The sequence below is a fragment of the Ruegeria halocynthiae genome, assembly GCF_900106805.1.
In the GTDB taxonomy this organism is placed as follows: Bacteria; Pseudomonadota; Alphaproteobacteria; order Rhodobacterales; family Rhodobacteraceae; genus Ruegeria; species Ruegeria halocynthiae.
Genome location: NZ_FNNP01000001.1, coordinates 363,633 through 387,699, shown reverse-complemented (window position 1 = coordinate 387,699; position 24,067 = coordinate 363,633). Strand labels below are relative to the sequence as shown.

The window sequence follows — 24,067 nt, the reverse complement described above, 5'->3', positions numbered from 1 at the left end:
GCTCCCCTTATCTGTTCCGATTGCCGCGACCCAAGGCTCGGCTCATCTGCGCCGCGATCTGGCCCTGCGAGCGGCGGAACCCCTGCACATCGGGCGTCGAGATATTCATCACCACGTTGACCGCCCGGCCACCGCCCTGCGTTCGAACACCCAGCTTGCCATCCGCGCCACGCGCCAGCGGCATGATCGCCTCGGGACCCGCCTCACCCATCAACCCGGTGCCGCCTCGCATCGGGAACATGGTCGGGCTGCTGACCACGCCGCCATTGGCAAACGGCATCACGCGCCCTTGCGAAAAACTGCCGCCATCCGCAAACGGCAGAATCCCCTGCACCAGACCGCCAACCCCATTTGCCAGCATCCCGCCGAAATGATCCGTCACCGGCTTGATCGCCGCAGTATAAGCCGTACGGATCATCGAACTCTTCAGCACGTCCAGCGCCCCCGACAGGTTCATCCCATCCAGCACCACGCCATCAAACGCCTTGCGCAGACCGCCGGACATGCCGCGCTCCAGCGTGGCCACATCCTTTCCGGTCTCTTCAAACGCAGCCTTGATCCGCCGCATCTGACCATCAAACGCCGAGGCCATGGTCGCGGCGTCCCCCAGCGCATCACCCAGCGCCTCCCCCCGCTCCTGCAGGTCGTCAAATCCTTCACGATCCGTCATCACGCTCTCCTTGTTCCTTGTCCGGATAGGCCGCCTGCAGCGCATCCAGCCCCGCCCGGTTCATCGCTGGCATCCCAGCGCCCTGCCCCAGCATCAGTCGCAGCTCGGCGGGGGTAAGACGCCAGAACTGCTCGGGCGTCAGACGCAAGCCGAGGAACCCGGCCCGCATCAGGACGGGCCAGTCGAACCCGCTCACTGCCCCGGCACCATGAAGGCGCGCGCCAGCAACTCTGCGGCGGCCTTGGCCCCGGCCATCGGCCCGCCTTCGATTTCCGCACGCAGCAGGTCGGCGCGCGTGACGTCAGCTCCACCGCCTCGCAGACCAGCCACGATCAGCGCCAGCACATCACCGCTGGAATAGGCCCCGCCCTCAAACCGCTGCACCAACTCCACCAGAGACCCGGCCTGCAATTCCTGCTCCAATTCCGCCAAAGCACCAAAAGTCAGCTTGAGCACCCGCCGCTCCCCATCGATGGTCAATGCCACCTCGCCCGTCCACGGATTGGCCATCAGAGCGCTGTAAAGCTCAGCGCACCGGCGCTTGCCATGCTCATCTCATAGGTCGCCTCACCGTTATGCGAGCCCGCATATTCGATGCTGCTCACCTGAAATGGGCCTTCAACGATGCCGAATTCCGGGATGATCACCTGAAATCCGGGCGTCTCACCGTCAAAGAACAGCTGACGCGCACGCTCATCCGTGCCCGCATCCTTGAACACGCCCGAGCCCGAGATCGCGGCGGATTTCACCCCCGCCCCCGACAGCAGTTCACGCCACCCGCCCTGACTTTCCAGGCTGGTCACATCCACGCTTTCCGCATTGAAACTGATCCGCGTGGCGCGCAGGCCCGCGATGGTCTCGAACAGACCGGTGCCGTTCATATCCACTTTGACCAACAGGTCTTTTCCGTTCTGGGCAGCCATATGCTCTCTCCGTTGATTGCTTAGTCGTCTTCCACGCGGGCGCGGAACTTCAGATCGATCTGGCGGATCGCACCGCCGGTTCCGGTGCGTCTGGCGCGTGCACGTTCGAACCACAGCCCCACCAGATGACCCCGGTCCAAGGACAGCGCCGCCCCTTCCAGTGCGTCACACACCGCCCCGGCCAGTGTCTTGGCCGCACCAAAACCCGCCGCTTCTGAGACGATGGAGACCGTGAACCGATGCACCGCCCCCGCGCCGGACCGGTCAGAGGCATCACGCACCTCCTCCGGGCCCAGCGTCACATAGGTCTGCGGTACCGTCCCCGCAGGCACCGCGTCATAGATCGCACCGCCTGAAAGCGTGCTGACCTGCGCGTCGCCGGAAAGCTGTTGGAACACCGCCGCCTGCAATGCGGCTGAAACGCCATAGCTCATGCCGCCACCTCTTCATCCGCAAAACAGGTCAGGTACTGGCCACGCGGGTCGCGTTCAGCCACGGCGCGAATTACAAACCGACGCGCGCCCTCGCGGAACCGCTGATCCGGCGCGGGTCGCATCGAAGATCCCTCGGGTGCACCCCGCACCACGATGCGATAACCGACACGCGAGACCGAGGCACCGCCCACTGCGCGTTCCGACCCGCTGCGCGCCGTGACTTCGGCCCAAAGCGTTCCCAGCGCGGCCCAGGTCTCGGTATAACCCCCCGCGCCATCGGCGCTGCGGACCGGAGCCTCCAGCACCAGCTTGCGGTTCAATCGCGGCGCGCTCATTGCATCACCCCTGCGCCGAAGCGCACCGTGCGATAGCGCTGGATCAGGCTGGTCACGCCAAAGGGCATGCACCCCGCACCCAGCGCCGTCTCATCGCGATATTCATAGTAATGCGCCGCCAACAGCAGCACCGCCTGCCCAAGATCAGCAGGCAAGCCGCCCCAATCCACAGCCATTCCGGCCGTGAAGACGATCTTCACCGATCCGCCTTTCTGCACCATTGGCAAGCAGGCCCCCGCCGGACGCAACCGAGGCCGTTGCGTGTCACGCTCCAATCGATAGGTCGCGGCATCCAAAACGGTTTCGGTCCCCAACGCATCGGTCAGTGTGACCGAGGCAGCCGCAACCACCGGAGACACGGGCAGTACTTCACCAGCCGGATCACGCCAGCCATTCAGGTCCCACGAGAAATCCCGCTCGATCAACACCTTGCCTGTGCGCGCCTCGATCGCTGCGATGGCCGCGCGCAAAAAGCTATTTAGCACCTCGTCCTGCACATTGCCTTGGGCAAACCCCGTGCCCAGCCGCAAATGCGCCTTGAACTGATCCACCGGCAGCGCCGCATCCGCGATGGCGGTTTCTTCGATCAACATCATCCATACTCTCCGCAATCTCGGACCCTTCCGGGGCCAACTTCAGGAAAATGACGGGCACGCGCCGCCCCACGTTGCTCGGACGGAGGGGAGCAGCTAGACAACGCAGGGGATCTCACCCCGGCCCGCGCCCGCCGTCAGAAGGGCCAATGGCCCCCCGGATTCGTCACCGCTTAGGCAGTGCCGAATTTCAGCAGTTTGATTGCAGCAAAATCGCTCACATCGCCGCCCACGCGCTTGGTCGCGTAGAACAGGACGTGCGGCTTGGCGCTGAACGGATCGCGCAATACGCGCAGATCGGGACGCTCGGCAATGGTGTAGCCCGACTGGAAATCACCAAACGCGATTGAGAAGCTGTCAGTCGCCGCATCCGGCATGTCCTCGGCAATCAGCACCGGATATCCCATCAGACGCGCAGGCTCACCCGCGGCCAGACCATCCGACCACAGGAAGCGGCCATCGCTGTCCTTCAGCTTGCGGATCAGACCGGCGGTTTTCGAGTTCATCACGAAGGTGCCGTTCACCCGGTACTGCGCCCCCAGCGCATAGACCACGTCGACAATCGCGTCAGCTTCGACGCCACCGTCAATGCCGGTTGCGATATAGCCCAGGCTGTCCCACCCCCAGCTGTCATTTTCCATCGCACGGTGGTTCATGATACCCTTTGGTTTGTCCACGCCATCCCCATTGATGAACGCGGCCGCCTCGGCGCGGGCGAACTTGTCGGCAATACGACCGGCCAGCCAGCCCTCGACGTCAAACGCACTGTCATCCAGCAGACGTTGCGAGGCTTTCGGCAGCGCGCTCAACTCGTGCAGCGGGATTGAGATACGATCAATCGACGGGGTTGCGGTCTCCGCCGTGGCCGAATTTTCATCCGCCCAACCCGCGCCAACATCAGTGTGGTCGATTAACACGTCGAACGAGTTCGCCTCGACATTCACCACCGACGCAATCGAACGGATCGAAGCCGTCGAATTCAGAACTGACTTGACCATCTCGGCGGTTTGCGGATCGACCAGATAGCCGCCATCGCTGTTGACCGCGCTGGAAAGCGATTTGGTTTCCACCTCTAGGCCACGCAGCGCGTCATCATCACCGCAACGCACATATGCGTCAAAGGCCTTCTGGTGCGGCGCGCCGTCTTCGATAGATGCCGCAAGATGCGGACGTGCCGCGATGGTTGATTTACGATCCAGCATAGTCAGTCGCTCTTCTGTCTGTTTCATATTGGTTTTAACTTTAGCCTTCAGGCCCTTGAATTCATTAACGAAGCCAGCCATCGCCTGCTTCACCTCCTGAACCAGGGGCGCACCCTCTCCGGTCAAGGCCGGGCTCTCGGTCTTGCTCATCAGCATGTCCTGTTTTTCGGTGGGGTTTGAGGCGCGCTAGGTTCGCGCCAGCTCCTGCCGGGCATCGTTGAACACCTCGGCAATACTGCGCCAGGTGTTCTCGGCCTCGGGGTCGCTCCCCTTCGCCGCCACCCGCGCACTGGGCAGCATCGGGAAGGTCACCAACGACACCTCCCACAGCTCCAGTTCGGTCAGGACCCGCTGGCCCTTATCGTTCTTCACGGCCCGTTTGGTGCGATAGCCGATCGACAGGCCATCCATCGCACCCGCCCGGATCAGCTCGGCCGCCTCACGACCCTTCTGCGTGCTCTCCAGCAGACGCCCCTTGACCCACAGGCCCTTGTCGTCCTCACGCACCTCGTCCCAGACGCCGATGGGCTGCGCCGGATCATGCTGCCACAGCATCTTGACCCGCTGACCCGCCTTGGCGAGCCCGTCAAGCGAGCTTTGATACGCCCCGCGTTGCACCACATCGCTGCCCTGATCGACCTGCCCAAACAGGCTGGCATAGCCTTCGATCACCGCATCCTCGGACACGGAAAGGCCATCGCCAAACCGCGCAAACTTATGTTCTAAATCCATGAACTTCTCCATGTAACTCACTGAACTCATGGCGTTACCACCAGCAGAGACTGAAACGCCTGCGCCAGGATCACCGCCACAACGCCGTAGACCGTCAGCCATAACCGCTTTTCCAGCCGCTCCATCATCTCTTCGATTTGATCCAACCGCCTGCACAAATGCGCATGCTGAATCTCGGCCACCCGTTCATGCGCGGCCAGACGCAGGCCGGGCGCACACTCGAACGGAGGATACCCGTCACCCATCGGCACGCTCCGGCAGCCCCAGCAATGCACGCTTCTCGGCATCGCTCAGGAAATCAGCCCCATTGACCCGTGCCCATTGCGCGTCCCGCTCCGCTGACAGCGCAGGCACCTGATCCAGATCGGGTTTCAACACCAGATCCTCACCCGAGAACCCCGCCAGCCAATCCGACACCGCCGCCGCCACCCGCGTCACCAGGGGCAGCACGGTCAGGCGATAGAACGCCCGGTTGGCCTCCTGATAGTTCGAATAGGTCGCGTCGCCTTGTATCCCCAGCAGCATCGGCGGGACCCCAAAGGCCAGCGCGATCTCGCGGGCGGCGGCTTCCTTGGTCTTTTGAAACTCCATGTCAGAGGGCGAGAAACCCATCGGCTTCCAATCCAGCCCTCCTTCCAGAACCATCGGACGACCAGCATTGCGCGCCCCGCGATAGTTCTGCTCAATCTCGTCCGAAAGGCGCCGGAATTGATCCTCGGCCATCACCCCATGGCCATTACCGCCCTTCCAGACAAGCGCCCCCGAAGGCCGCGCCGCATTGTCCAGCAACGATTTCGACCACCGAGACGCGCTGTTATGCACATCAATCGCCATCGCCGCCGCCTGCATCGGCGAGAACCCATAATGATCATCCTGCGGGTGGAACGATTTGATATGACAGATGTTTTCCGCCGCAAACCGGTGCTTCTTGCCGCCGACCGCGTAGTCATACGCTTTGGGCCACCCATCCGCCCCTGGCACCACGCTCATCCGGTCCGAGCGCAAAACGTGCAGCTCAACCGGCAAGCCTTCTTCAGCCTGTACAGCCTCAACATAGGCATTGCCCGACAGCAGCAGCTGCCCGAACAGCGCCTCCATCAACTCCGCCCGCCCCTGCGCCGCATTCGGACGGCGCATGAGGCTCAGGATCGGATGCACATCAAAGCGCTGCGCCTGATCCTGCAGCACCAAAGGCAGTGCCGCCGCCGCCTCAGCAATCAACTTGACCGAGCGGAACCCCACCGGGTTTCCCGAAAACCCCGTCCGCGTCAGCGACACCGCATCCCTGGGGCTCCACGCCACGCGCCCGCCCGTCTGCCACGCCACCACAGGCCCCGCCGCGCTCGCCTTTGCCTCGGGTGCTGCCTCAGCCGATCCACGACGCAAGAAATCGAATACCATCTGTGCTCCTTTCTGCCGCCGCTCTGCCCGGCTTGTTGAAAGGAGTTATGACGCAAAGAAGTTTAAGCCTCGGGAATGGGGCGTACGGAGGGTAGGCAACGGGTCGACATCCGTCAAAGAAATGCTCAGAGCACCAAAGGCTTAACCGCCGATGCTAGTCGTCGTCTCGCATGCCTACAAAGTAATGCCTTGTTAGACCTGCGATTACCAATGCTGTAGCCAGCAAAGTTCCCATTCTGTGCTTCCCAGTGAAGCCGGGCTGATCAAAGTACCAAAGCGCGCCGAAACACCCAAGGAGCACCAAAGTAACAAGTAAAAAATAGGTTTTTCTGTAGGACATTTCCAGCACCCTCAGATTGCACACTCCAAACCCTTTACAACTTGGCGCGCTGATGTCAATTGAGGGCCATATTCGAAAGTTCCGCGCTTTTGCAAACGTTTATAAGGATCTGAGTCTTTGATGATTAATCACGTCAGAATGGCCTCACTCCTAATTTCTCTGTTGGCCTTGAATTGCAACATGGCGCTTGCCGAAGACGTGCAATCATCGCTTGCTCAAAAGATCAAAAAATTTTCCGAAACACGACAGGTTCAAGGAGGAAACAAAATTGGCAATCGCGTTTGGTTCCCCGAAATTCGTTTCCGGCAATATATCAAATTAGACGGCTGCAATCTGACTGCCGAGAATGAAGAAACGACGACACAAGGCATACGAACTCATGGCATCACTTTTGATCTCACAAAAACTGTACTACCAGATCCCAGTGATCCGGACAGCGCGGATTGGGGTATAGTCAGTTTCACGGAGGGTGTTCAGTGGGGAGAGATAGTGTTTAGGTTTATCAAACCGTACACTCCTACTCCATATGGAACCGGAGATCTTTACGGTTCCATGGAGTTTTCTCCTGTGAAGCTCTACTTGTTTGGGATGCAAGAATTGCAGGACGTTGAGCAACCTCATCGCCTTCTGGTATTACTTCAACATTATCAAACGCAGTACTGCGCCTTTATCGGATAGCTGCGGTCTATATATTGGACTTCGAATCTTTGGTGGCGCTGTGACGTTCGTTAATGATCCTCACAAACTCCGCACCCGAGGCCGCCGATACGCCCCCGCTGGCCCCACAACCAACTCATGCAGCGCCCAGACCAGCGCGTCGACCCGGTCGGGCGAGCCCTGCCCCTCGAACCCCCGCGCGGTCATCTGGCACATCTGTTCTTCCAGCGCGCCCAGCCCGGCCAGATGCGCCACCCGCCCCTGCTCGTACAACGCCGCCACAGGCTCGGCCCGCGCCACCTTTCCGCGTGAGGCCCGCACCGCCCGATAAGGCACCAAAGGGTCCACCTGCCGCACGACCTCTTCCACCAGTTGCCCACCCTGATTGACCTCGGCAACCAACCGCTCGGCCCCAAACTCATCCATCGCGTCAATCGCCGCCTGCGCCCAGCCCGCCGGGCCAACGCCTTGCACCGTCCGGTCGGCCAGCACATAGGCGCGCCACTCCTCAGGCGGCCCCTGCAACCGCGCGCCCACGACCACGATCCCGCAGGCATCCGCATCCGCCCCCGCCGTCACCGCCGGGTCCAGCGCCACGACGATGCGATCCAACGCGGGCACCTGCGCACAGCGCGCCGCCTCCAGCATCGAACCTGTCCACAACGCCCCCTCGGCATCCGACAGCAGCACTCCGTCCAGCTCCTGCCGCCCCAGCCGCGTGCCTGCATAGCGTGTGCGCACCTCTTCCAAGAAGGAGCCCGCCAGATTTGCCCGGTTCGCTTCGGTCGGCGCATGGGTCTGCACGGTGGACGGCGACGCCAGCAAATCCTTCAAAACCTTCACATTGCGCGGCGTCGTGGTCACACAGACCCGAGGCCGATCCCCCAATCGCAAAGCAAATTGCAACATATCCCAGGTCTCGCCCGCCTTCTTCCATTTGGCCAGTTCATCCACCCAGGCCGCATCGAACTGCGGCCCGCGTAACCCCTCGGGATCATGCGCCGAAAACGCCTGCGCCTCGGCCCCGTTGGGCCAGACCAGTTTCCGTTCTGATGCTTTCCACACAGGCCGACGATCCGGCGGTGAACACTGCAAAATCCCGCTATCGCCAAAGATCATCACATCGCGCACTTGATCGAATGTCTCACCGACCAAAGCCACGCGACACGCCTCACCCTTATCCAGCGGCAAAGACCCTTCTACCACAGACCGCACCCATTCGGCCCCGGCGCGCGTCTTACCAGCCCCGCGCCCGCCCATGATCACCCATGACCGCCAGTCCCCCTCGGGCGGCAGTTGATGCGGCAGAGCCCAGAACTCGAACAGGAAAGGGAGGGCACACAGCCCCCCCTCCCCGATCTCACTCAGAAATCTATCCTGCACCGCAGCAGGCGCGGAGGCGAGCCAGCCTGCACCCGATCTCAGATCGTGCCCGATCAAGGTCGAGCGCATAACCCCCTTGGGCAATTCCGGCTTGTCTGTGATGTTGTTCGACAAAGCTTGTCTCCACTTTCTGGCAACTTCGGATCAGCCCCTCTAGCTGTCCAAGTTGCTTGCCTGTTCCGGCAAGGTCTGCATCCTCCCCGGCACCGATCTGTTTTCGCAGTTCTTCCGCTGCATTGCGCAGATCGCGAATGGACCTCTCAAGCGACACCAACAAGTCAGCCGTCTGGGAAATCCGCTCTTCCGGGGTAATCAAAGTCATGTTTGCCTGTGACCTCATGCGTGAGTTTTTCCGCACGAGAGAAACGAAAAACGGCCACCGGGTCGCCCCGGGGCCGTTGCCCACTTCTTCTAGCATGACACAAGTTATACGTGATTAAGTTCGCAAAGTCAATGTGTTACGCAACACCTACGCAACAGAGAGCGTACGGTGGTGGTTAACAATTGGTTGCCGGATGCTCTTAGTTACCACCCGTCAGGTCTTGCGCCAGCATCAGCGCATTTCTATCCGGATCATAGAAAGTGGCCGTGCTGACCATCCCTTCGACCGTTTCAGTGGCACCGTCGAATGCCACCCCGTCGGCCTCCAAAGCGCCGCGCGCCGAGGCGATATCGGCGACCTCAAACACCGGAACGCAATTGCCCGGTACAGGCTCAGCCTGTTCACCCAGACCCAGTGTCACGCCTTCCACATTGGTGCGCATCTCGCTCCAACCCGCCTCGTCTATGTGATGGGTCAGCTCAAACCCCAACTTGGCGCTGTACCAATCCGCGCTTGCATGGCGATCCCGAACTGAAATCGCAAACGTAATGGTATTTTTTAGTGAAACGAGCGGCATCAATCTTCCCTTTCGGTATAATTTATAGTTACTATACTTTATGGACATCAATCTACTTGTCAAGCTGACTTCACGCGCATGGTCATTGAACATACTCGCCCTGCTGCATTCTGGTATTGCGGGTCGGCAGGCACCTTTGCTATCCGCCACCAGCGCAGGCAGAACTGCCTTTGCGGCAAGTCTCGATCATCTTCTGCAGCTTGGACTGATCGAGCGGAATCCGGGCCATGGTCATCCGCTACGCCCGGAATTCAGATTGACTTCTGCCGGGACTCAAGCCGCGAAGATGGCCAGCGCCATCGTCAACGCAGTACCCAATGATAGCGAATTCAGGCTCATACGAAAAACATGGACCGTGCCGATCCTGGCGCTCACCGGTGCGCCATATCGCTTTTCCGCCATCAGGGCGGATCTGGTGACAATCACAGACCGGGCTTTGTCTTCTTCTCTACAACAGCTGGAGGATCGGGACTGGATTCAGCGTGACATTAAAACCACCGGGCGGATGCCTTTTCCGACTTATCGGGCAGTGAGAACCGGTTTCGCGATCAATCAGGCGGTCGGTCTGACAGTTTTTTAAGGCCCCCAGCCGCCACTTACCAATCAGAAGCCATGCTTTGCTCAAGACAGAAACGGCAACACTAAGCTTGACATTTTGCCTCTCAACCCGCATGTGCCCCTCAAACAGCGCTGAAGCGTGAGCATTGGCGGGCTGCCTTAGCCCCACAGCGCCCTATCAATCCCATAGTTCCCATTCACGCAGGGTTCTTGACGCGACGGCCAGACGCCGCAGGAAACGCCTGCACGTCCCGAGGTCTCGCACAACCCTTGCCGGCTACGCGCATCGCGTGGCCAGTACCGACTCGTCCGCTGGCAATCCTGCGGATTACAAAGGAATATTATTTGTTCGACTTCGATATGCTTGGCCTTGCGCCAGCCCTGAACGACGCACTGAAAGACGCGAAATTCACCCAACCTACTCCGATCCAGAATCAGGCCATTCCATTGGCACTGAACGGTCACGACATTCTTGGTCTCGCCCAGACCGGCACCGGCAAAACACTTGCCTTCGGCCTGCCGCTGATCGACCACCTGCTGGCCCAGCCCGGCAAACCCGCGCCCAAAATGGCGAAATCACTTATCCTTGCGCCCACCCGCGAACTGGTCAACCAGATTGCCGACAGCCTGCGCAACCTCACCAAGAACACCAGACTGCGCGTCGCCACCGTTGTGGGCGGCCAGTCGATCAACAAACAGATCATGTTCCTGTCGCGCGGCACCGACATTCTGGTAGCCACTCCGGGTCGCCTGATCGATCTGATGGATCGCCGCGCTGTTGATCTGAGTTCGGTCAAGCATCTGGTTCTGGACGAGGCCGACCAGATGCTGGACATGGGGTTCATCCACGCGCTGCGCCGCATCGCACCGGAACTGGGCACCCCGCGTCAGACCATGCTGTTCTCGGCCACTATGCCCAAACAGATGGAAGAGCTCAGCCGCGCCTACCTCACAAACCCACAACGGGTTCAGGTCTCGCCTCCCGGCAAAGCAGCGGACAAGGTCACGCAATCGATCCATTTCGTTGAAAAGCCTGCGAAACCCAGCAAACTACGCGAGATCCTCTCAGCTGATATGGACGCGCTGACGCTGGTGTTTTCCCGCACCAAGCACGGGGCCGAGAAATTGATGAAAGGCCTCGTCGCAGATGGTTTCAACGCAGCCTCGATCCATGGCAACAAAAGCCAGGGCCAACGCGACCGTGCCATCAAGGCGTTTCGCGCGGGCGAGATCAACGTTCTCGTCGCCACCGATGTTGCCGCGCGCGGCATCGACATTCCCGGTGTGGCTTACGTGATCAACTACGACCTGCCCGAAGTGCCTGACAACTATGTCCACCGTATCGGACGTACGGCCCGTGCGGGCCGTGAGGGTGAGGCCATCGCTTTCTGTTCAGCTGAAGAAGTTGATCTGCTGCGTCAGATCCAGAAGCTGATGAAGACCGAGATTCCGGTGGCCAGTGGTGTGATGCCCGAAGCCATCGCACCCAAGAAGCCCGCGCGCCGTCAGAACAACAATCGTCGTGGCCCGAAACCTCAGCATTCCGGTGCGCCCAAACCGGGCGGCCAGAAACGCCGCCGCCCGCGTCGCGCCAAAGCGGCCTGAACATGAAACGGCCCGGTCGATTGACCGGGCCGCTACTTTGTTAAGGTTGGAAATCCAAGTTGTACAAGTCAGACAAAACGCCGTTCTAAACCTGTACAACTCAGACGATCAGATCAGTTTCCCGAATTCCGCTCAGCCTCGATCTCGCGCCACTTTGCAACGTTGCGATTGTGCTCCTGCAAGGTTTCGGCGAAGGCATGACCACCGGTCCCATCAGCAACAAAGAACACAAAGTCAGTGTCGTCCGGTGACACCGCGGCCTCAAGGCTCGCAAATCCCGGGTTGGCGATCGGTGTGGGCGGCAGCCCGTCGATGACATAGGTGTTCCACGGCGTCACACGACGCAATTCGCTCCGCCGCAAACCACGACCCAAGGTGCCCTGCCCCTTGGTGACGCCATAGATTACGGTTGGGTCTGTCTGCAGTTTCATACCCTGATTCAGCCGGTTGACAAAAACGCTGGCCACCTGACCGCGCTCTGCCGGCAAACCGGTTTCTTTTTCGATGATTGACGCAAGTATCAGCATCTCTTCAGGGCTGTTCAGAGGCAATCCTTCCTGACGGCCTTCCCAAGCTGCATTGATTCTAAGCTGCTGCTTTTCCTTCATATCTTCCAGAACGGCATTCCGATCCGCACCCGGGATCACTTCGTAGCTGTCCGGGGCCAACATCCCCTCGGCAGGTAATTCCGCGACATCACCGGTCAGCAGCTCGATTGATTTCAGCGCCTCCACGATTTGCCAGCTAGTGACACCTTCGGCCAAAGAAATTCGATAGCGCGTATCAGCCTCACCTCGTTTCTCGTCATATACTTCAGGAATTTCACCCTCGCCCAGCTCGAATGCTGCGACCTCAACAAAATCCAATGTCGCCGGATCAAGCTCGCGCACACGGGTCTGAGTCCGGGTCACGCCGATGCGGTATTCGATCTCGGTCCCACAAGTGCTGGCTCCGCTGCTGGTGATCTCGTCGACGATCTGCTCCATCGACGATCCTTCACGCACCAGAAAACTACCCGCTTTCAACTGCTGAGACTTGTCCGCGTAATCTGCTGCCAACCGGAAGATCAAACCGCTGCTGATCGCCCCCTGATCTTCCAGATTGCGACTAACACGCGTCATGTTGGAGCCGGGCTTGACCTGCAGGCAGATCGCAGTTTCCAGAGGACCTCCGGACTTATATTGCGACTGTCCCCACAAGACGACACCGCCCATCAGGAACAGGCCGACGATCAGAATAGTCAGCGCGTTCGAAGCGAGTGCGCGCCACATTAGCTGACCTTTCCGAAGATCACACTTGCATTAGTGCCGCCAAAGCCAAACGAGTTCGACAAGGCTACATTGATCTCACGCTCACGCTTGGCATTCGGGGCCAGATCGATCGACGTTTCAACCGCCGGGTTGTCCAAGTTGATAGTGGGCGGTGCAACCTGATCACGGATCGCCAGAATCGAGAAGATTGCTTCAATCGCCCCTGCAGCACCCAACAGGTGACCAGTGGCCGATTTGGTCGAGGTCATGGTCGCTTTGTTGGCATGATCGCCCAACAGACGCTCAACCGCGCCCAGCTCAATCGTATCCGCCATGGTCGAAGTGCCATGTGCGTTAATGTAGTCCAGATCTTTCGGCTCAAGGTCAGCGCTACGCAGCGCTGCCTTCATCGAACGTTCGGCCCCGTCGCCATTCTCGGACGGAGCGGTGATATGATAGGCGTCACCTGACATGCCATAGCCGAGCACTTCAGCGTAAATCTTGGCGCCACGTGCTTTGGCGTGTTCGTAATCCTCAAGAACCACGATACCCGCGCCCTCACCCATGACAAAACCATCACGATCAATGTCATAGGGGCGGCTCGCCTTTTTCGGATCATCTGCATACTTGGTCGACAGCGCCTTACAGGCATTGAAACCAGCGATACCGATTTCGCAGATGCAGCCCTCTCCGCCGCCCGCGATCATCACGTCTGCGTCTCCGGCCCGGATGATGCGGCTGGCGTCACCAATCGCGTGAGCACCGGTCGAACACGCGGTCACAACCGAATGGTTCGGCCCCTTGAACCCATGGCGGATCGACACCTGCCCCGAAGCAAGGTTGATCAAAGCACCGGGAATAAAGAATGGGGAAACCCGGCGCGGGCCTTTGTCGCGGATCAGATTGGCCGTATTGGCAATGGACCCAAGGCCGCCAATACCGGACCCGATCAGAACGCCCGTGCGCAGACGGTCTTCTTCATCCTCGGGCAGCCAGCCTGCATCTTTGCAGGCCATCTCGGCCGCAGCGATCGAATAAAGGATAAAATCCTCGATCTTGCGCTGTTCCTTTGGTGGCATCCAATCGTCGGGATTGAACGTCCCGTTGGTGCCATCTCCGCGCGGAACTTCGCAGGCATAGGTCGTAGTGACCCCGCTTGCCTCGGCGTCGAAATGTGTAATCGGGCCTGCACCGGACTCACCGTCCAGCAGCCGCGACCATGTTTCTTCAACCCCACTGGCCAAAGGAGTGACCAATCCAAGACCGGTTACAACGACTCTGCGCATGAAGTGCCTCTTGCCTGCTTCCTGTTATGAGAACCGCTCATACCCCGGCCCGGGGTGCGGGGGCAAGAGCAACGGCGTAATCTGAACCGGCATCATGTTGCCATGACCCATTCTAATACTCTGCCAAACCCATAAGAATCGCCCCCGCAGCAAAAAACCCGCCCATTCCTCAGTGCGGAAATGGCGGGTTTTCTTATGTACGGCGACTACTGGAATTCAGCGACCGGCTCATGCGCCGATTTTGCAACGTCCAGAGCTTCGGCCAAATCGACGGTCTTGCGGAACAGCGCCCGGCCTACGATCGCACCCGAAATATTCGGGATATATACGAGACGCGAGATATCATCAGCGCTGCGTACCACACCGCTTGCAATGATCGGCGTGCGTGACTTCTCTGCCAGACCCGAGATCAGACCCAGCTGCGCCTCGACATCTTCCATGTCACTATCGATATCGGTGACCAGAATTGCGGCAAACGGTGCATCTGCAAACGCTTCAATGAATGCTTCCGGAGTAAAGGCGCTTTGACTACGCCACCCTTCGGTCATCACCTGCCCCTGCCATACATCCACCGCAAGCACGATCTGGTCTGGATACAACTTGGCCAGTTCTTTCACCAGATTCGGATCCCAGGCCGCCAACGTTCCGATGACGATTCGACCCGCACCCTTGTTGATCCAGTATTCGACCTGCTCGCGGGTTCGCATACCGCCCGCCAACTGCACAGACATCTCGGCAGTTCGGATAATCTCTTCGACCAGTTCGGAATTGGTGTCGCGACCTTCGATCGCATCAAAATCCGTCAGTTGCATCCATGTTGCACCAGCCGCAGACCAGCTGCGTGCTGTTTCTACCGGATTCACATGCCAGATCATCGCATCGTCCAGACGCCCTTTGTCCAGCGTAACACAGCGACAGTTCTGCAATTCCATCGTGGGGTAAATTCTCATGAGCCTTCTCCTCCGCTCACTCAAATGGCAATTCCACGATACCATATCGCCACCGACCCGCCCATCATTTCCCGGGATCGGCACAGTAAATGCCGTTTGCGGCATCCATGTAATGAATGCGTTTCACACCCGTGCCGGAGGCCCATTTCGAAGAAACAGATGAACCCGGGTCTCACAATACTCGGCCTCACGCAGCAACTTGTATCCAAGCTTTTCAGCCAATCTCTGTGATGCAGTATGATCGGCATCGATCAGTGCGACCAGTGGCCCGGGAATAACTCTGTCAAACCAGTCATGTGCAGCCTGGGCGGCCTCGTGCCCGTACCCCTGCCCCTGCATTTCAGGGGCCAGAACCCAACCGGCCTCGGGAAAGCCGTCGAAGTCCTCTCCAAGCCCTCGGTTGCCATAGAAAAACCCGGCCTGCCCTATCAGTGTGCGATTCGATTGCAGCATCACACCCCATTGGCCGAATCCGGCCATCTGCCAATGCCCGGCGTTGCGCAGAAACGAATCCCATGCCTCGCCGCGTGTCTTTGGGGTGCCGCCGATGTGACGTACAACTACGGGATCACGCCAAATCTCGGCGAACCGGTTGAAGTCCTCGGGGCGCATCGCACACAAGGTCAGACGCGCCGTGTTTATCATCGGGGTGGATCTTATCATGCCCTTGCCCGCTCGAAAATTTGCCTCAGATTTCAGAGTGCAAAGTACAATCTCCTCAAAGCAAGCGCGAATTGTGGCAGAGCATAAAAAAACGGCGCCTCCGTTGCCCGGAAGCGCCGCTTTTCTATCAGTCGGGGAAGCTTAAGAAGCTTCGCTGATGAATTTGACCGCGTCGCCAAACGTCTGGATGGTTTCGGCAGCGTCATCCGGAATCTCAATACCGAACTCTTCTTCGAAGGCCATTACCAGCTCAACGGTGTCCAGGCTGTCTGCGCCCAGATCGTCGATGAACGAGGCGTTTTCGGCAACCTTGTCCTCTTCAACACCCAGGTGCTCAACAACGATCTTCTTAACGCGATCTGCGACGTCGCTCATGTCTATTCCTCATTTCATTTCAGGGCTGTCCGCCCGGTTCTGCCCTTGCCCGTTCGGGGTGGACTTGTTTTGCCCATTCCGGGCGGTTTGGGTCCCGGGTGCCCGGGAAATCAGAGAACCGGCCCTTCGACCGGTCCCTGCGCATACGCGCCGCCTATAGCACAGACAACGCGCAAGGCAAACGCTTTCGCATCCGCCCCAAATTGCGATTACAACATGGCCATACCGCCATTCACATGCAAGGTGCTTCCGGTCACATAACCTGCTTCGGGGCTTGCAAGATACAGCACGGCGGCAGCAATTTCCTGCGGATCGCCCATACGGCCGGCTGGAACTTTGAGCAGCAGACCTTTCTTTTGCTCTTCGGTCAGCTTTTCAGTCATCGCTGTGGTGATAAAGCCGGGGGCCACCGCGTTCACGGTAATGCCACGGGTTGCAACCTCATGCGCCAGCGCCTTCGAGAAACCGATCATACCGGCCTTGGACGCGGCATAGTTGGCCTGCCCCGGGTTCCCGATTGCGGCCACAACTGACGAGATATTTACAATCCGGCCCCAGCGCGCCTTCATCATGCCCCGGATCACGCCTTTGCACAGCTTCATCGTGGCGGTCATGTTCACGTCAATCACACTCTGCCATTCCTCGTCAGACATGCGCATGAACAGGTTGTCGCGGGTAATACCGGCATTGTTGACCAGAATATCAACCGAACCCATCGCCTCGGCAGCCTTTTTGGGCAGCGCTTCAACCGATTCAGAATCACTCAGGTTGCAAGGTAGAACATACGCACGTTCACCCAAACTGTCGGCCAGCGCCTGAAGCGGCTCCACCCGCGTACCCGATAAGCCCACCGAGGCACCAGCATCATAGAGCGCGCGGGCGATATCACCGCCAATTCCACCCGAAGCACCAGTGATCAGCGCATTCTTACCTGTCAAATCAAACATCTATAGTCCCTCTCTGACCGCCGAGACCGGCGACTGTTCTTTGTTCAAGCGCCGGGGTTAACGGCTTTTTGTACATCCTCGGGCGTCCCGACCGCTGTACAGGTCAGAGCACGATCAATCTTGCGGATCATGCCAGACAGCGCTTTGCCCGCGCCGATTTCCCAGGCTTCGGTCACGCTTTGCGCAACCATGTACTGAACGCTCTCGCGCCACCGAACCGAACCCGTGACTTGTTCGACCAGCAGCTGCCGGATCACATCCGGATCGCTCACAGCTGCAGCCCGAACATTGGCGACCAGCGGCACAGCCGGTGTCTTGATTTCGACGGCAGCCAGAGCTTGCGACATTACATCTGCCGCAGGCTGCATCAGCGCACAGTGAAATGGAGCACTTACCGGCAACATAATTGCGCGTTTAGCGCCTTTTTCCTTGGCAATCTCAGCAGCGCGTTCAACTGCGGCCTTTGCCCCCGACACAACAACCTGAGTCGGATCGTTGTCATTGGCGGCCTGGCAAACTTCACCCTGCGCAGCCTCTTCGGCCACCGCACGCACATCGTCAAGGTTGAGGCCCAGAATCGCGGCCATCGCGCCCTCGCCCACCGGCACAGCACTTTGCATGGCCTGCCCGCGCGTGCGAAGCAGGCGCGCAGTATCTGCGACCGTCAATGCGCCGGCAGCGGCCAGCGCCGAGTATTCCCCCAGCGAGTGCCCGGCCACATAAGACGCCATCGAGATCGAAGCGCCTTCTGCCTCAAGCGCGCGCATCGCCGCCATCGAGGTCGCCATCAGCGCGGGCTGTGCGTTCTGCGTCAGTGTCAGGTCAGCAATTTCTCCGTCCCAGATCAGACCGCTCAGCTTTTCGCCCAAAGCTTCATCAACCTCATCAAAAACGGCACGGGCCTCGGGATAGGCCTCGGCCAGGGCCTTGCCCATTCCGATGGTCTGGGCGCCCTGCCCGGGGAAAACAAACGCGCGTGTCATTGGTGCCTCTTGCGTGACGTCAGGTTGCGGCGGGGTGTAAACTGACTGACGGCGCGGCACAAGCATTGCCTGCGCCCTGCATTTGGACACCATAGCTGTGCATTTCTCTGCCTTGTGTCCATGCCACATCCCATTAACCTATCCGGGAACCCAGTAATCCAGAGAGCGTAACTGATGCCCCTTAAAAACACCCAGTCCAGCTATGGCGGCTTGACCAAGGTATTTCACTGGCTTACCGCCCTGCTTATCCTGACCGCGTTGCCTTTGGGGTGGATTGCGAATGATCTGGCTCATGCGATCTATGATCCCAGCATCGCCACTTCCGAGGATGACATCGCCCGCGCGGCACGGCTGTTTTCGCTGCACAAAACCATCGGCGTTACGGTGTTTTTCGTCGCGTTGGCGCGAATCCTCTGGGCGTTGACCCAAACCAAACCCGGTCTGTTGAATGCCGATAACAAGCCCGAGGCCTTTGCCGCAGAAACCGTTCACTGGCTGCTCTATGGTGCACTGGTACTGGTGCCACTTTCGGGCTGGATTCATCACGCCGCAACCGAGGGCTTTGCTCCGATCCTGTGGCCCCTTGGCCAGAACCTTCCGCTGGTACCAAAGTCGGTTCCACTGGCCGAGTTTACTGCCGATCTTCACTGGCTGTTCATGTGGGTGCTGGTCGGATCGCTGGCACTTCATATTCTTGGCGCCCTAAAGCACCACGTTGTGGACAAGGACAGCACCTTGCGGCGTATGCTGCCTGGGATATCAAACGCCCCCGAACCGCCCGAACAGCAACACTCGAACATACCAGCCTTTGCCGCAGTGGCGGTTTGGGCAGCGGTTCTGATCGGGGGCTGGTCGATCGGTGTATTCTCTCATCATTCGGGCGCTGCGACTGACACGGCGGAACTGACCGAGGTTCAATCGGACTGGCAGGTTCAGGACGGCGCGCTGTCAATCACGATCAGCCAGCTAGGAAGCCCGGTTACGGGCAGTTTCGCAGATTGGACTGCGGCGATCGCCTTTGACGATCCCGCAGAGCCCGGGCTAGCCGGGTCAGTGGACGTGGCGGTTGCCATCGGTTCACTCAGTCTTGGCACGGTCACGGATCAGGCAATGGGTGCAGATTTCTTTGACAACACCCAGTTCCCGACCGCTCAGTTCAAGGCTGACCTGTTCAAAACCGAAACCGGGTTTGAGGCACGCGGGCCTCTGACCATCAAGGGAAAATCACTGGATATCGTGCTTCCCTTCACGCTGGAAATGGAAGGCGACACTGCTCGGATGGTTGGTTCTGCTGACCTTAACCGGCTGGACTTTGATGTGGGCACCTCGCAACCAACAGAAGAGTCGCTGGGCTTAGCCGTCAAGGTTGGAGTGAACCTCACCGCGTTACGCGGCGAGTGAAACGAAAAACCGCCGGAGGGGATACCTCCGGCGGCCTGTCTTACCTGTCAATTCCGGTTTATTCGGCTTTCTGTGCCTCGACCGAAATGCGAACTTCAACCTCGTCACTCACGAACGGCGCGAACTGGCCAAGATCAAAGTCGCTGCGTACCAACGTGGTAGTGGCATCAAACCCAGCCCAGGGCTTGTTGGCCATCGGGTGATCTCCAACCTGGTTCAGCTTGGCATCCAGAACCACCGGCTTTGTAACGCCATTCATGGTCAGATCACCTGTGATGTTGGCAGTATTCTCGCCGGTCACTTCGATACTTGTCGAGGTGAAAGAGATAAGATCGCCTTCGGTCACACCAAAGAAATCTTCGGTCATAAAGTGATCTTCACGGGGCTTCCAGCCGGTGAACATTTCAACCACTGGCATCGAGACGGTAACGCTCGACGCGGCGGGGTCTTCCTGATCGAACATGATCTCGCCTTCAAAGCCCGAGAACATTCCGGTCGTGGTCGAAAATCCAAGATGGTTGTAGCTGAAGACAACCTGGCTGTGGCTGGAGTCCAGTGTATATTTTTCTGCGCTGGCAAATGCTGTGGTCGCCGATACTGCGAGAGCGGCGGCAAGTAGGGTGGATTTCATGACAATCTCCGCAAATTTGTTTATTCGCAAACCGGATGGGTTGCTTACAAACAAAAATGTGCCGCCCAAGGGCGGCACACAAGTTCTTTTGATTCACAAACTCTGTTCCTTTTTGAACAGAATAAAAATCAGGCGAAAATTGTTACGTTTTGGCTAAGTTGCCCCTTCAGAGCTGAGCCGACATCCGCCGATTCCAGCGGCAGCTTCATCAGCAGGCTACCGTCGACATCGAACAATTCGACCTGATCGTCCGCAAAACGCGCTCCACCCAGCGAGTCGTAGCTGCGGCGCAGAACAGTTTGAGGGCGACCATTTTCATTCTTCTGAAGTATACGCACTTCGCGGCGGATCGGATCGAAATATGCGTCGGGGCGTGAATCCATCACCTGAATTGTCAACAGGCTGACACCAACGATCAGGAACATCAGCGAGGCGACCAGTTTCAGCGGCCAGACCTCGGCGCCCATCACTCCACCTGGCATCAGCCACATCGAAAAGGCCGATACGATCAGGAACGCACCCGCTGCCTTCATAAGAAACATCCGGGCGCGCCAATTCGGAGCAAAAGTGATCAGAACGGGTACGGATTTTTCGAATGCCGCGCGCGGCGCCGATTGCTCAAAAGTATTTGTGTTCATGACGGCCATTGTCTTGCCCTGTCTTCGTTTTCCGAGTTGCCGGGTTTTCCCGACTTCATGAACAACCTCGGGGCGAAAAACGTCAGGAATTGGGCACACCAATGGAAATAGGGCGACTTCACAGAGGCATATGTGGCAGGGCTTGCCCCGCCTGCTCAAACGTGTATATGGGGCCATCCTTCGCAAGAAAGTGAACCGCGCAGCCTCTCGTGGCAGGGTCGCGAAGGACAAATTGGCCCCGCCTTTGAAATGCGCCTTGATAGAAACAGGAGTGCACATGCCACTGTATGAGCATGTTATGATCGCGCGTCAGGACCTGTCCAACGCGCAGGCAGAAAGCCTTGTCGAACATTTCGGTACCGTTCTGGCTGACAACGGCGGCAACGTCGTCGAAAGCGAGTACTGGGGCGTCAAGACGATGGCTTACAAGATCAACAAGAACCGCAAGGGCCATTACGCCTTTCTGAAGACCGATGCCCCCTCGGGCGCGGTTCAGGAAATGGAACGCCTGATGCGCCTGCATGACGACGTTATGCGCGTTCTGACCATCAAGGTCGACGAGCATCCCGAGGGGCCTTCGGTCCAGATGCAAAAGCGCGATGAGCGCGAAGGCCGCCGCGAGCGCCGTTGATCCACGCCTGACGAAAGGACTTAAACCATGGCCGCAAAACCATTTTTCCGCCGCCGCAAGGTCTGCCCGTTCTCGGGCGACAACGCGCCGAAGATCGATTACAAAGACACCCGTCTGCTGCAGCGCTATATCTCTGAGCGTGGCAAAATCGTGCCTTCGCGCATCACCGCCGTTTCGGCAAAAAAGCAGCGTGAACTGGCCCGTGCTATCAAGCGCGCCCGCTTCCTCGCCCTGCTGCCCTACGCCGTGAAGTAAGGAGAGACTGATATGCAAGTTATCCTTCTGGAACGCGTTGCGAAACTGGGTCAGATGGGCGACGTCGTTGACGTCAAGTCTGGCTACGCCCGCAACTTCCTGCTGCCCCAAGGCAAAGCGCTGAGTGCATCCGACTCGAACATCGCCTCATTCGAAGCCCAGAAAGCGCAGCTGGAAGCGCGCAACCTTGAGACCAAGAAAGAAGCTGATGCTCTGGCTGAAAAGCTGGACGGTCAGCAGTTCATCGTGATTCGCTCGGCATCGGATGCCGGCGCTCTGTACGGCTCGGTCACACCTCGTGACGCCGCGGACGCTGCAACCGAAGCAGGCTTCACCGTCGACAAGAAACAGGTCATCCTGATCGCCCCGATCAAAGATTTGGGCCTGCACTCGGTCGCGGTCAAGCTGCACCCCGAGGTTGAAGTCGGTATCAAAATGAACGTCGCACGCTCGCAAGAAGAAGCCGAACTGCAGGCGTCGGGTAAATCGATTCAGGAACTGGCTGCTGAAGAAGAAGCCGCTGCTGAATTCGAGATCGCCGAACTGTTCGACGACATCGGCTCTGCCGCTTCGGAAGACGAAGATCTGGTTGCCGAAGAAGCTCCGGCTGAAGAAGACGAAGCCAAAGCCTGATCCAGCGCTACTTCAAAAGACAAGGGGCCGTGCTATCGCGCGGCCCTTTTCTGTTTTCCGGGCAACAGGCAATTTATGGCCAGATTGCCCTGCTGGTCTTGCAGATAGGCGAAGGTTTCCTATCATCGCCTTTCGCAATCCGGAGTATGCAAATGATCCCCTTCCTTCGCCGCTATGTTTTGACCTTGTTGTTGATGGCTCCTCTTGCCGCGTGTGGTGGCCCCGACAATTCCGGTGCTGGCGACACTTTCGATCCGCCCCTTTACCCTAATGAAACATCGGAACTGCGTGCGTCGATCAACACATGGGCTGACCATTACGAAGTGCCGCGTGAACTTGTGCACAAGCTGGCCATCCGTGAAAGTACACATCGGCCCTGGGCGGTAAACCGGCCCTACTATGGCCTGTTGCAAATTCTTCCCGCAACGGCCCGATCAATGGGCTACACCGGAAACGCCGAGGGCCTGCTGGATGCCGATGCCAATCTGGAATTTGCTGGAAAATACCTTCGCGGTGCGTGGCTTTTGTCCGATGGCGATCAGCAGCGCGCCATCTTCCTCTATGCCAAAGGCTATTACCCTGAAGCTAAAGCAAGAGGCATGTTGGTTGAGACAGGTCTGGTTTCCGCCACAGAATAGGCATGTTTAGTTCGCATTTGCACTATATTGCACGCACATAATAATCGATAGACACGGCGAATCCCATGACCAACTTTACAACTGAGACGATAAACCTTGCTGAAGATGTGCAAATGTGTGCCTGAAAGGCACATTTGCCTATAAAAGGCAGACATTTACCACATGTTCTTGTCATAATAGACGAAATGTGGTGTGCTAATTGACGTCAGGGAAGACAGTATCATTTTCCTGGTCAAAGGGATCCGCCCGCTCACTCGGGTCTAACTGGTCGTTACCGTATGGATATTGTTGATCTCAGCACCCTTCCCGAACAGGATTCTCGGTATGACGAGTTCCTGCGTCAGGTTTGCGATAAGTACGAAATGGATCACGCAGCCTATGCGGGTATGAACCCCGCTGCGGGTACTATCCACGGCCATGTGACCTATGGGGATGATTGGAAGGTCCACTATCAGGAACAAGGCCTGCACCTTATCGATCCCACCTTGCATATGAGCCAACGCAGCATTGCTCCGGTAGACTGGAGTCGTCTTGAACGCGGCAAGGACTTTCAGCGCGTGTTCCGTGATGCGCATGATTTTGGCATTCCGGATCAGGGTATTACCATACCGGTGCGGGGCCCGTACGGAGATATTGGCCTGCTAAGTGCAACGCGTGAGTGCAGCCGGGATGAATGGAAAAAGCTGGTATCCAGCGTGATTAGCGATCTGCAGTCGTTAGCCGTGCACATTCATGACAACGTCATGACGTCGGATACGATCAGCCGGATGCTATATCATCCGACCCTCTCCAGCCGCGAGTTGGAGATCTTGCAATGGGCTGCTGCAGGCAAATCGCAGCAGGATATCGGCGATATCCTGTCGATTTCGCATCGCACGGTTGAAGTGCACTTGCGTTCTTCGCGTGAAAAGCTTAATGCACTGACGACTCCGCAGGCAGTCGGCCGCGCCATTGGAATTGGCCTAATTTACCCAGGCTAAAGCCAAATCCCTCTTAATGTTGGCAAAAAAAAGCCAAAATTACGGGAAACCCCCAATAGATTCGCTGTGGAATA

At 58.4% G+C, this 24,067-nt stretch carries 31 protein-coding genes; 9 read left to right on the top strand and 22 right to left on the bottom strand.

All coding sequences use genetic code 11. From position 1 onward, the window contains the following. Positions 1–7 precede the first annotated feature (7 nt). From BLU89_RS02035 to BLU89_RS01985, 11 genes are all read right to left on the bottom strand, one after another. Entirely contained in the window at positions 8–670 is a 663-nt protein-coding gene (locus tag BLU89_RS02035; protein ID WP_074734053.1) for a phage tail tape measure protein, read from the bottom strand. After that, entirely contained in the window at positions 657–866 is a 210-nt protein-coding gene (locus BLU89_RS02030) for a rcc01693 family protein (RefSeq protein ID WP_074734051.1), read from the bottom strand. The genes BLU89_RS02035 and BLU89_RS02030 overlap by 14 nt, the downstream gene beginning before the upstream one ends. Further along, a complete protein-coding gene (locus BLU89_RS02025; protein ID WP_074734049.1) occupies positions 863–1,180 on the bottom strand; it encodes a gene transfer agent family protein in 318 nt (105 codons plus the stop codon). Before BLU89_RS02025 ends, BLU89_RS02030 begins: the two co-directional genes overlap by 4 nt. Then, positions 1,180–1,593, bottom strand: a complete 414-nt coding sequence (locus tag BLU89_RS02020; RefSeq protein WP_074734047.1) for a phage major tail protein, TP901-1 family — start codon at positions 1,591–1,593, stop codon at positions 1,180–1,182. Before BLU89_RS02020 ends, BLU89_RS02025 begins: the two co-directional genes overlap by 1 nt. Positions 1,594–1,613: 20 nt before the next feature. Beyond that, on the bottom strand, positions 1,614–2,027 hold the full coding sequence (locus BLU89_RS02015) for a DUF3168 domain-containing protein (RefSeq protein ID WP_074734045.1): 414 nt from the start codon (positions 2,025–2,027) through the stop codon (positions 1,614–1,616). Beyond that, a complete protein-coding gene (locus BLU89_RS02010) occupies positions 2,024–2,362 on the bottom strand; it encodes a phage head closure protein (RefSeq protein ID WP_074734044.1) in 339 nt (112 codons plus the stop codon). Before BLU89_RS02010 ends, BLU89_RS02015 begins: the two co-directional genes overlap by 4 nt. After that, positions 2,359–2,958 (bottom strand): head-tail connector protein, encoded by a 600-nt coding sequence (locus tag BLU89_RS02005; RefSeq protein ID WP_074734042.1) that lies wholly within the window; start codon positions 2,956–2,958, stop codon positions 2,359–2,361. The genes BLU89_RS02010 and BLU89_RS02005 overlap by 4 nt, the downstream gene beginning before the upstream one ends. Before the next feature lie 170 nt (positions 2,959–3,128). After that, the gene (locus tag BLU89_RS02000; protein ID WP_074736305.1) at positions 3,129–4,307 is read right to left on the bottom strand and encodes a phage major capsid protein; all 1,179 of its coding nucleotides are present in this window, start codon (positions 4,305–4,307) and stop codon (positions 3,129–3,131) included. Between the two features lie 36 nt (positions 4,308–4,343). Next, positions 4,344–4,889 (bottom strand): HK97 family phage prohead protease, encoded by a 546-nt coding sequence (locus BLU89_RS01995; RefSeq protein WP_176797647.1) that lies wholly within the window; start codon positions 4,887–4,889, stop codon positions 4,344–4,346. Positions 4,890–4,915: 26 nt separating this feature from the next. Next, a complete protein-coding gene (locus BLU89_RS01990) occupies positions 4,916–5,134 on the bottom strand; it encodes a GTA head formation protein, RCAP_rcc01685 family (protein WP_074734039.1) in 219 nt (72 codons plus the stop codon). Then, positions 5,127–6,290 (bottom strand): phage portal protein, encoded by a 1,164-nt coding sequence (locus tag BLU89_RS01985; RefSeq protein ID WP_074734038.1) that lies wholly within the window; start codon positions 6,288–6,290, stop codon positions 5,127–5,129. The genes BLU89_RS01990 and BLU89_RS01985 overlap by 8 nt, the downstream gene beginning before the upstream one ends. 520 nt (positions 6,291–6,810) lie before the next feature. On the opposite strand from BLU89_RS01985, the gene BLU89_RS01975 reads away from it, so the two are divergent. Next, positions 6,811–7,308, top strand: coding sequence for a hypothetical protein (locus BLU89_RS01975; protein ID WP_143030507.1), 498 nt, complete (start codon positions 6,811–6,813; stop codon positions 7,306–7,308). A gap of 60 nt (positions 7,309–7,368) precedes the next feature. Here the strand turns inward: BLU89_RS01975 and BLU89_RS01970 are convergent, their stop codons facing one another. Both BLU89_RS01970 and BLU89_RS01960 read right to left on the bottom strand, forming a co-directional pair. Next, on the bottom strand, positions 7,369–8,739 hold the full coding sequence (locus BLU89_RS01970) for a DNA-packaging protein (protein ID WP_176797677.1): 1,371 nt from the start codon (positions 8,737–8,739) through the stop codon (positions 7,369–7,371). Between the two features lie 452 nt (positions 8,740–9,191). Further along, on the bottom strand, positions 9,192–9,569 hold the full coding sequence (locus BLU89_RS01960) for a VOC family protein (RefSeq protein WP_074734031.1): 378 nt from the start codon (positions 9,567–9,569) through the stop codon (positions 9,192–9,194). A gap of 40 nt (positions 9,570–9,609) precedes the next feature. Here BLU89_RS01960 and BLU89_RS01955 point away from each other — a divergent pair, with 40 nt between their 5' ends. Beyond that, on the top strand, positions 9,610–10,149 hold the full coding sequence (locus BLU89_RS01955; RefSeq protein WP_074734030.1) for a winged helix-turn-helix transcriptional regulator: 540 nt from the start codon (positions 9,610–9,612) through the stop codon (positions 10,147–10,149). Between the two features lie 323 nt (positions 10,150–10,472). Next, positions 10,473–11,732 carry a DEAD/DEAH box helicase gene (locus tag BLU89_RS01950; protein WP_074736301.1) on the top strand — a complete coding sequence of 420 codons (1,260 nt, stop codon included), beginning with the start codon at positions 10,473–10,475 and terminating at the stop codon, positions 11,730–11,732. A 113-nt stretch (positions 11,733–11,845) separates the two neighbouring features. Here the strand turns inward: BLU89_RS01950 and mltG are convergent, their stop codons facing one another. From mltG to fabD, 7 genes are all read right to left on the bottom strand, one after another. Beyond that, positions 11,846–13,003 (bottom strand): endolytic transglycosylase MltG, encoded by a 1,158-nt coding sequence (mltG, locus tag BLU89_RS01945; protein WP_074734028.1) that lies wholly within the window; start codon positions 13,001–13,003, stop codon positions 11,846–11,848. Next, positions 13,003–14,268 carry a beta-ketoacyl-ACP synthase II gene (gene fabF / locus BLU89_RS01940; protein ID WP_074734027.1) on the bottom strand — a complete coding sequence of 422 codons (1,266 nt, stop codon included), beginning with the start codon at positions 14,266–14,268 and terminating at the stop codon, positions 13,003–13,005. The genes mltG and fabF overlap by 1 nt, the downstream gene beginning before the upstream one ends. Before the next feature lie 206 nt (positions 14,269–14,474). Beyond that, positions 14,475–15,218: a 1-(5-phosphoribosyl)-5-[(5-phosphoribosylamino)methylideneamino]imidazole-4-carboxamide isomerase gene (locus tag BLU89_RS01935; protein WP_074734025.1), complete on the bottom strand. Its 744-nt coding sequence runs from the start codon at positions 15,216–15,218 to the stop codon at positions 14,475–14,477. A gap of 123 nt (positions 15,219–15,341) precedes the next feature. Next, positions 15,342–15,881 carry a GNAT family N-acetyltransferase gene (locus BLU89_RS01930; protein WP_074734024.1) on the bottom strand — a complete coding sequence of 180 codons (540 nt, stop codon included), beginning with the start codon at positions 15,879–15,881 and terminating at the stop codon, positions 15,342–15,344. A 141-nt stretch (positions 15,882–16,022) separates the two neighbouring features. Further along, positions 16,023–16,256, bottom strand: a complete 234-nt coding sequence (locus tag BLU89_RS01925; protein ID WP_008756330.1) for an acyl carrier protein — start codon at positions 16,254–16,256, stop codon at positions 16,023–16,025. A 209-nt stretch (positions 16,257–16,465) separates the two neighbouring features. Continuing rightward, positions 16,466–17,203 (bottom strand): 3-oxoacyl-[acyl-carrier-protein] reductase, encoded by a 738-nt coding sequence (fabG, locus tag BLU89_RS01920; protein ID WP_074734022.1) that lies wholly within the window; start codon positions 17,201–17,203, stop codon positions 16,466–16,468. A 44-nt stretch (positions 17,204–17,247) separates the two neighbouring features. Beyond that, positions 17,248–18,186: an ACP S-malonyltransferase gene (gene fabD / locus BLU89_RS01915; protein WP_074736299.1), complete on the bottom strand. Its 939-nt coding sequence runs from the start codon at positions 18,184–18,186 to the stop codon at positions 17,248–17,250. A 174-nt stretch (positions 18,187–18,360) separates the two neighbouring features. Between fabD and BLU89_RS01910 the strand changes: the two genes are divergently transcribed. Further along, positions 18,361–19,587, top strand: coding sequence for a cytochrome b/b6 domain-containing protein (locus BLU89_RS01910; protein WP_074734020.1), 1,227 nt, complete (start codon positions 18,361–18,363; stop codon positions 19,585–19,587). A gap of 58 nt (positions 19,588–19,645) precedes the next feature. Here BLU89_RS01910 and BLU89_RS01905 read toward each other — a convergent pair whose 3' ends face one another. Together BLU89_RS01905 and BLU89_RS01900 are read right to left on the bottom strand one after the other, a co-directional pair. Beyond that, positions 19,646–20,218, bottom strand: a complete 573-nt coding sequence (locus BLU89_RS01905) for a YceI family protein (RefSeq protein ID WP_074736297.1) — start codon at positions 20,216–20,218, stop codon at positions 19,646–19,648. Positions 20,219–20,346: 128 nt separating this feature from the next. Next, entirely contained in the window at positions 20,347–20,856 is a 510-nt protein-coding gene (locus BLU89_RS01900) for a hypothetical protein (protein ID WP_245709638.1), read from the bottom strand. A 277-nt stretch (positions 20,857–21,133) separates the two neighbouring features. Between BLU89_RS01900 and rpsF the strand changes: the two genes are divergently transcribed. The 5 genes from rpsF (at position 21,134) to BLU89_RS01875 (ending at position 23,993) form a co-directional block, all read left to right on the top strand. Next, on the top strand, positions 21,134–21,487 hold the full coding sequence (rpsF, locus tag BLU89_RS01895; RefSeq protein ID WP_074736296.1) for a 30S ribosomal protein S6: 354 nt from the start codon (positions 21,134–21,136) through the stop codon (positions 21,485–21,487). Positions 21,488–21,514: 27 nt separating this feature from the next. Next, complete coding sequence (gene rpsR / locus BLU89_RS01890; protein ID WP_005982441.1) at positions 21,515–21,742, top strand: 30S ribosomal protein S18; 228 nt, start codon at positions 21,515–21,517, stop codon at positions 21,740–21,742. A gap of 12 nt (positions 21,743–21,754) precedes the next feature. Beyond that, the gene (rplI, locus tag BLU89_RS01885) at positions 21,755–22,375 is read left to right on the top strand and encodes a 50S ribosomal protein L9 (RefSeq protein ID WP_074734017.1); all 621 of its coding nucleotides are present in this window, start codon (positions 21,755–21,757) and stop codon (positions 22,373–22,375) included. Positions 22,376–22,527: 152 nt separating this feature from the next. Continuing rightward, the gene (locus tag BLU89_RS01880) at positions 22,528–23,013 is read left to right on the top strand and encodes a lytic transglycosylase domain-containing protein (RefSeq protein WP_074736294.1); all 486 of its coding nucleotides are present in this window, start codon (positions 22,528–22,530) and stop codon (positions 23,011–23,013) included. A gap of 278 nt (positions 23,014–23,291) precedes the next feature. Beyond that, positions 23,292–23,993 (top strand): autoinducer binding domain-containing protein, encoded by a 702-nt coding sequence (locus BLU89_RS01875; protein ID WP_074734016.1) that lies wholly within the window; start codon positions 23,292–23,294, stop codon positions 23,991–23,993. Positions 23,994–24,067: the final 74 nt, after the last annotated feature.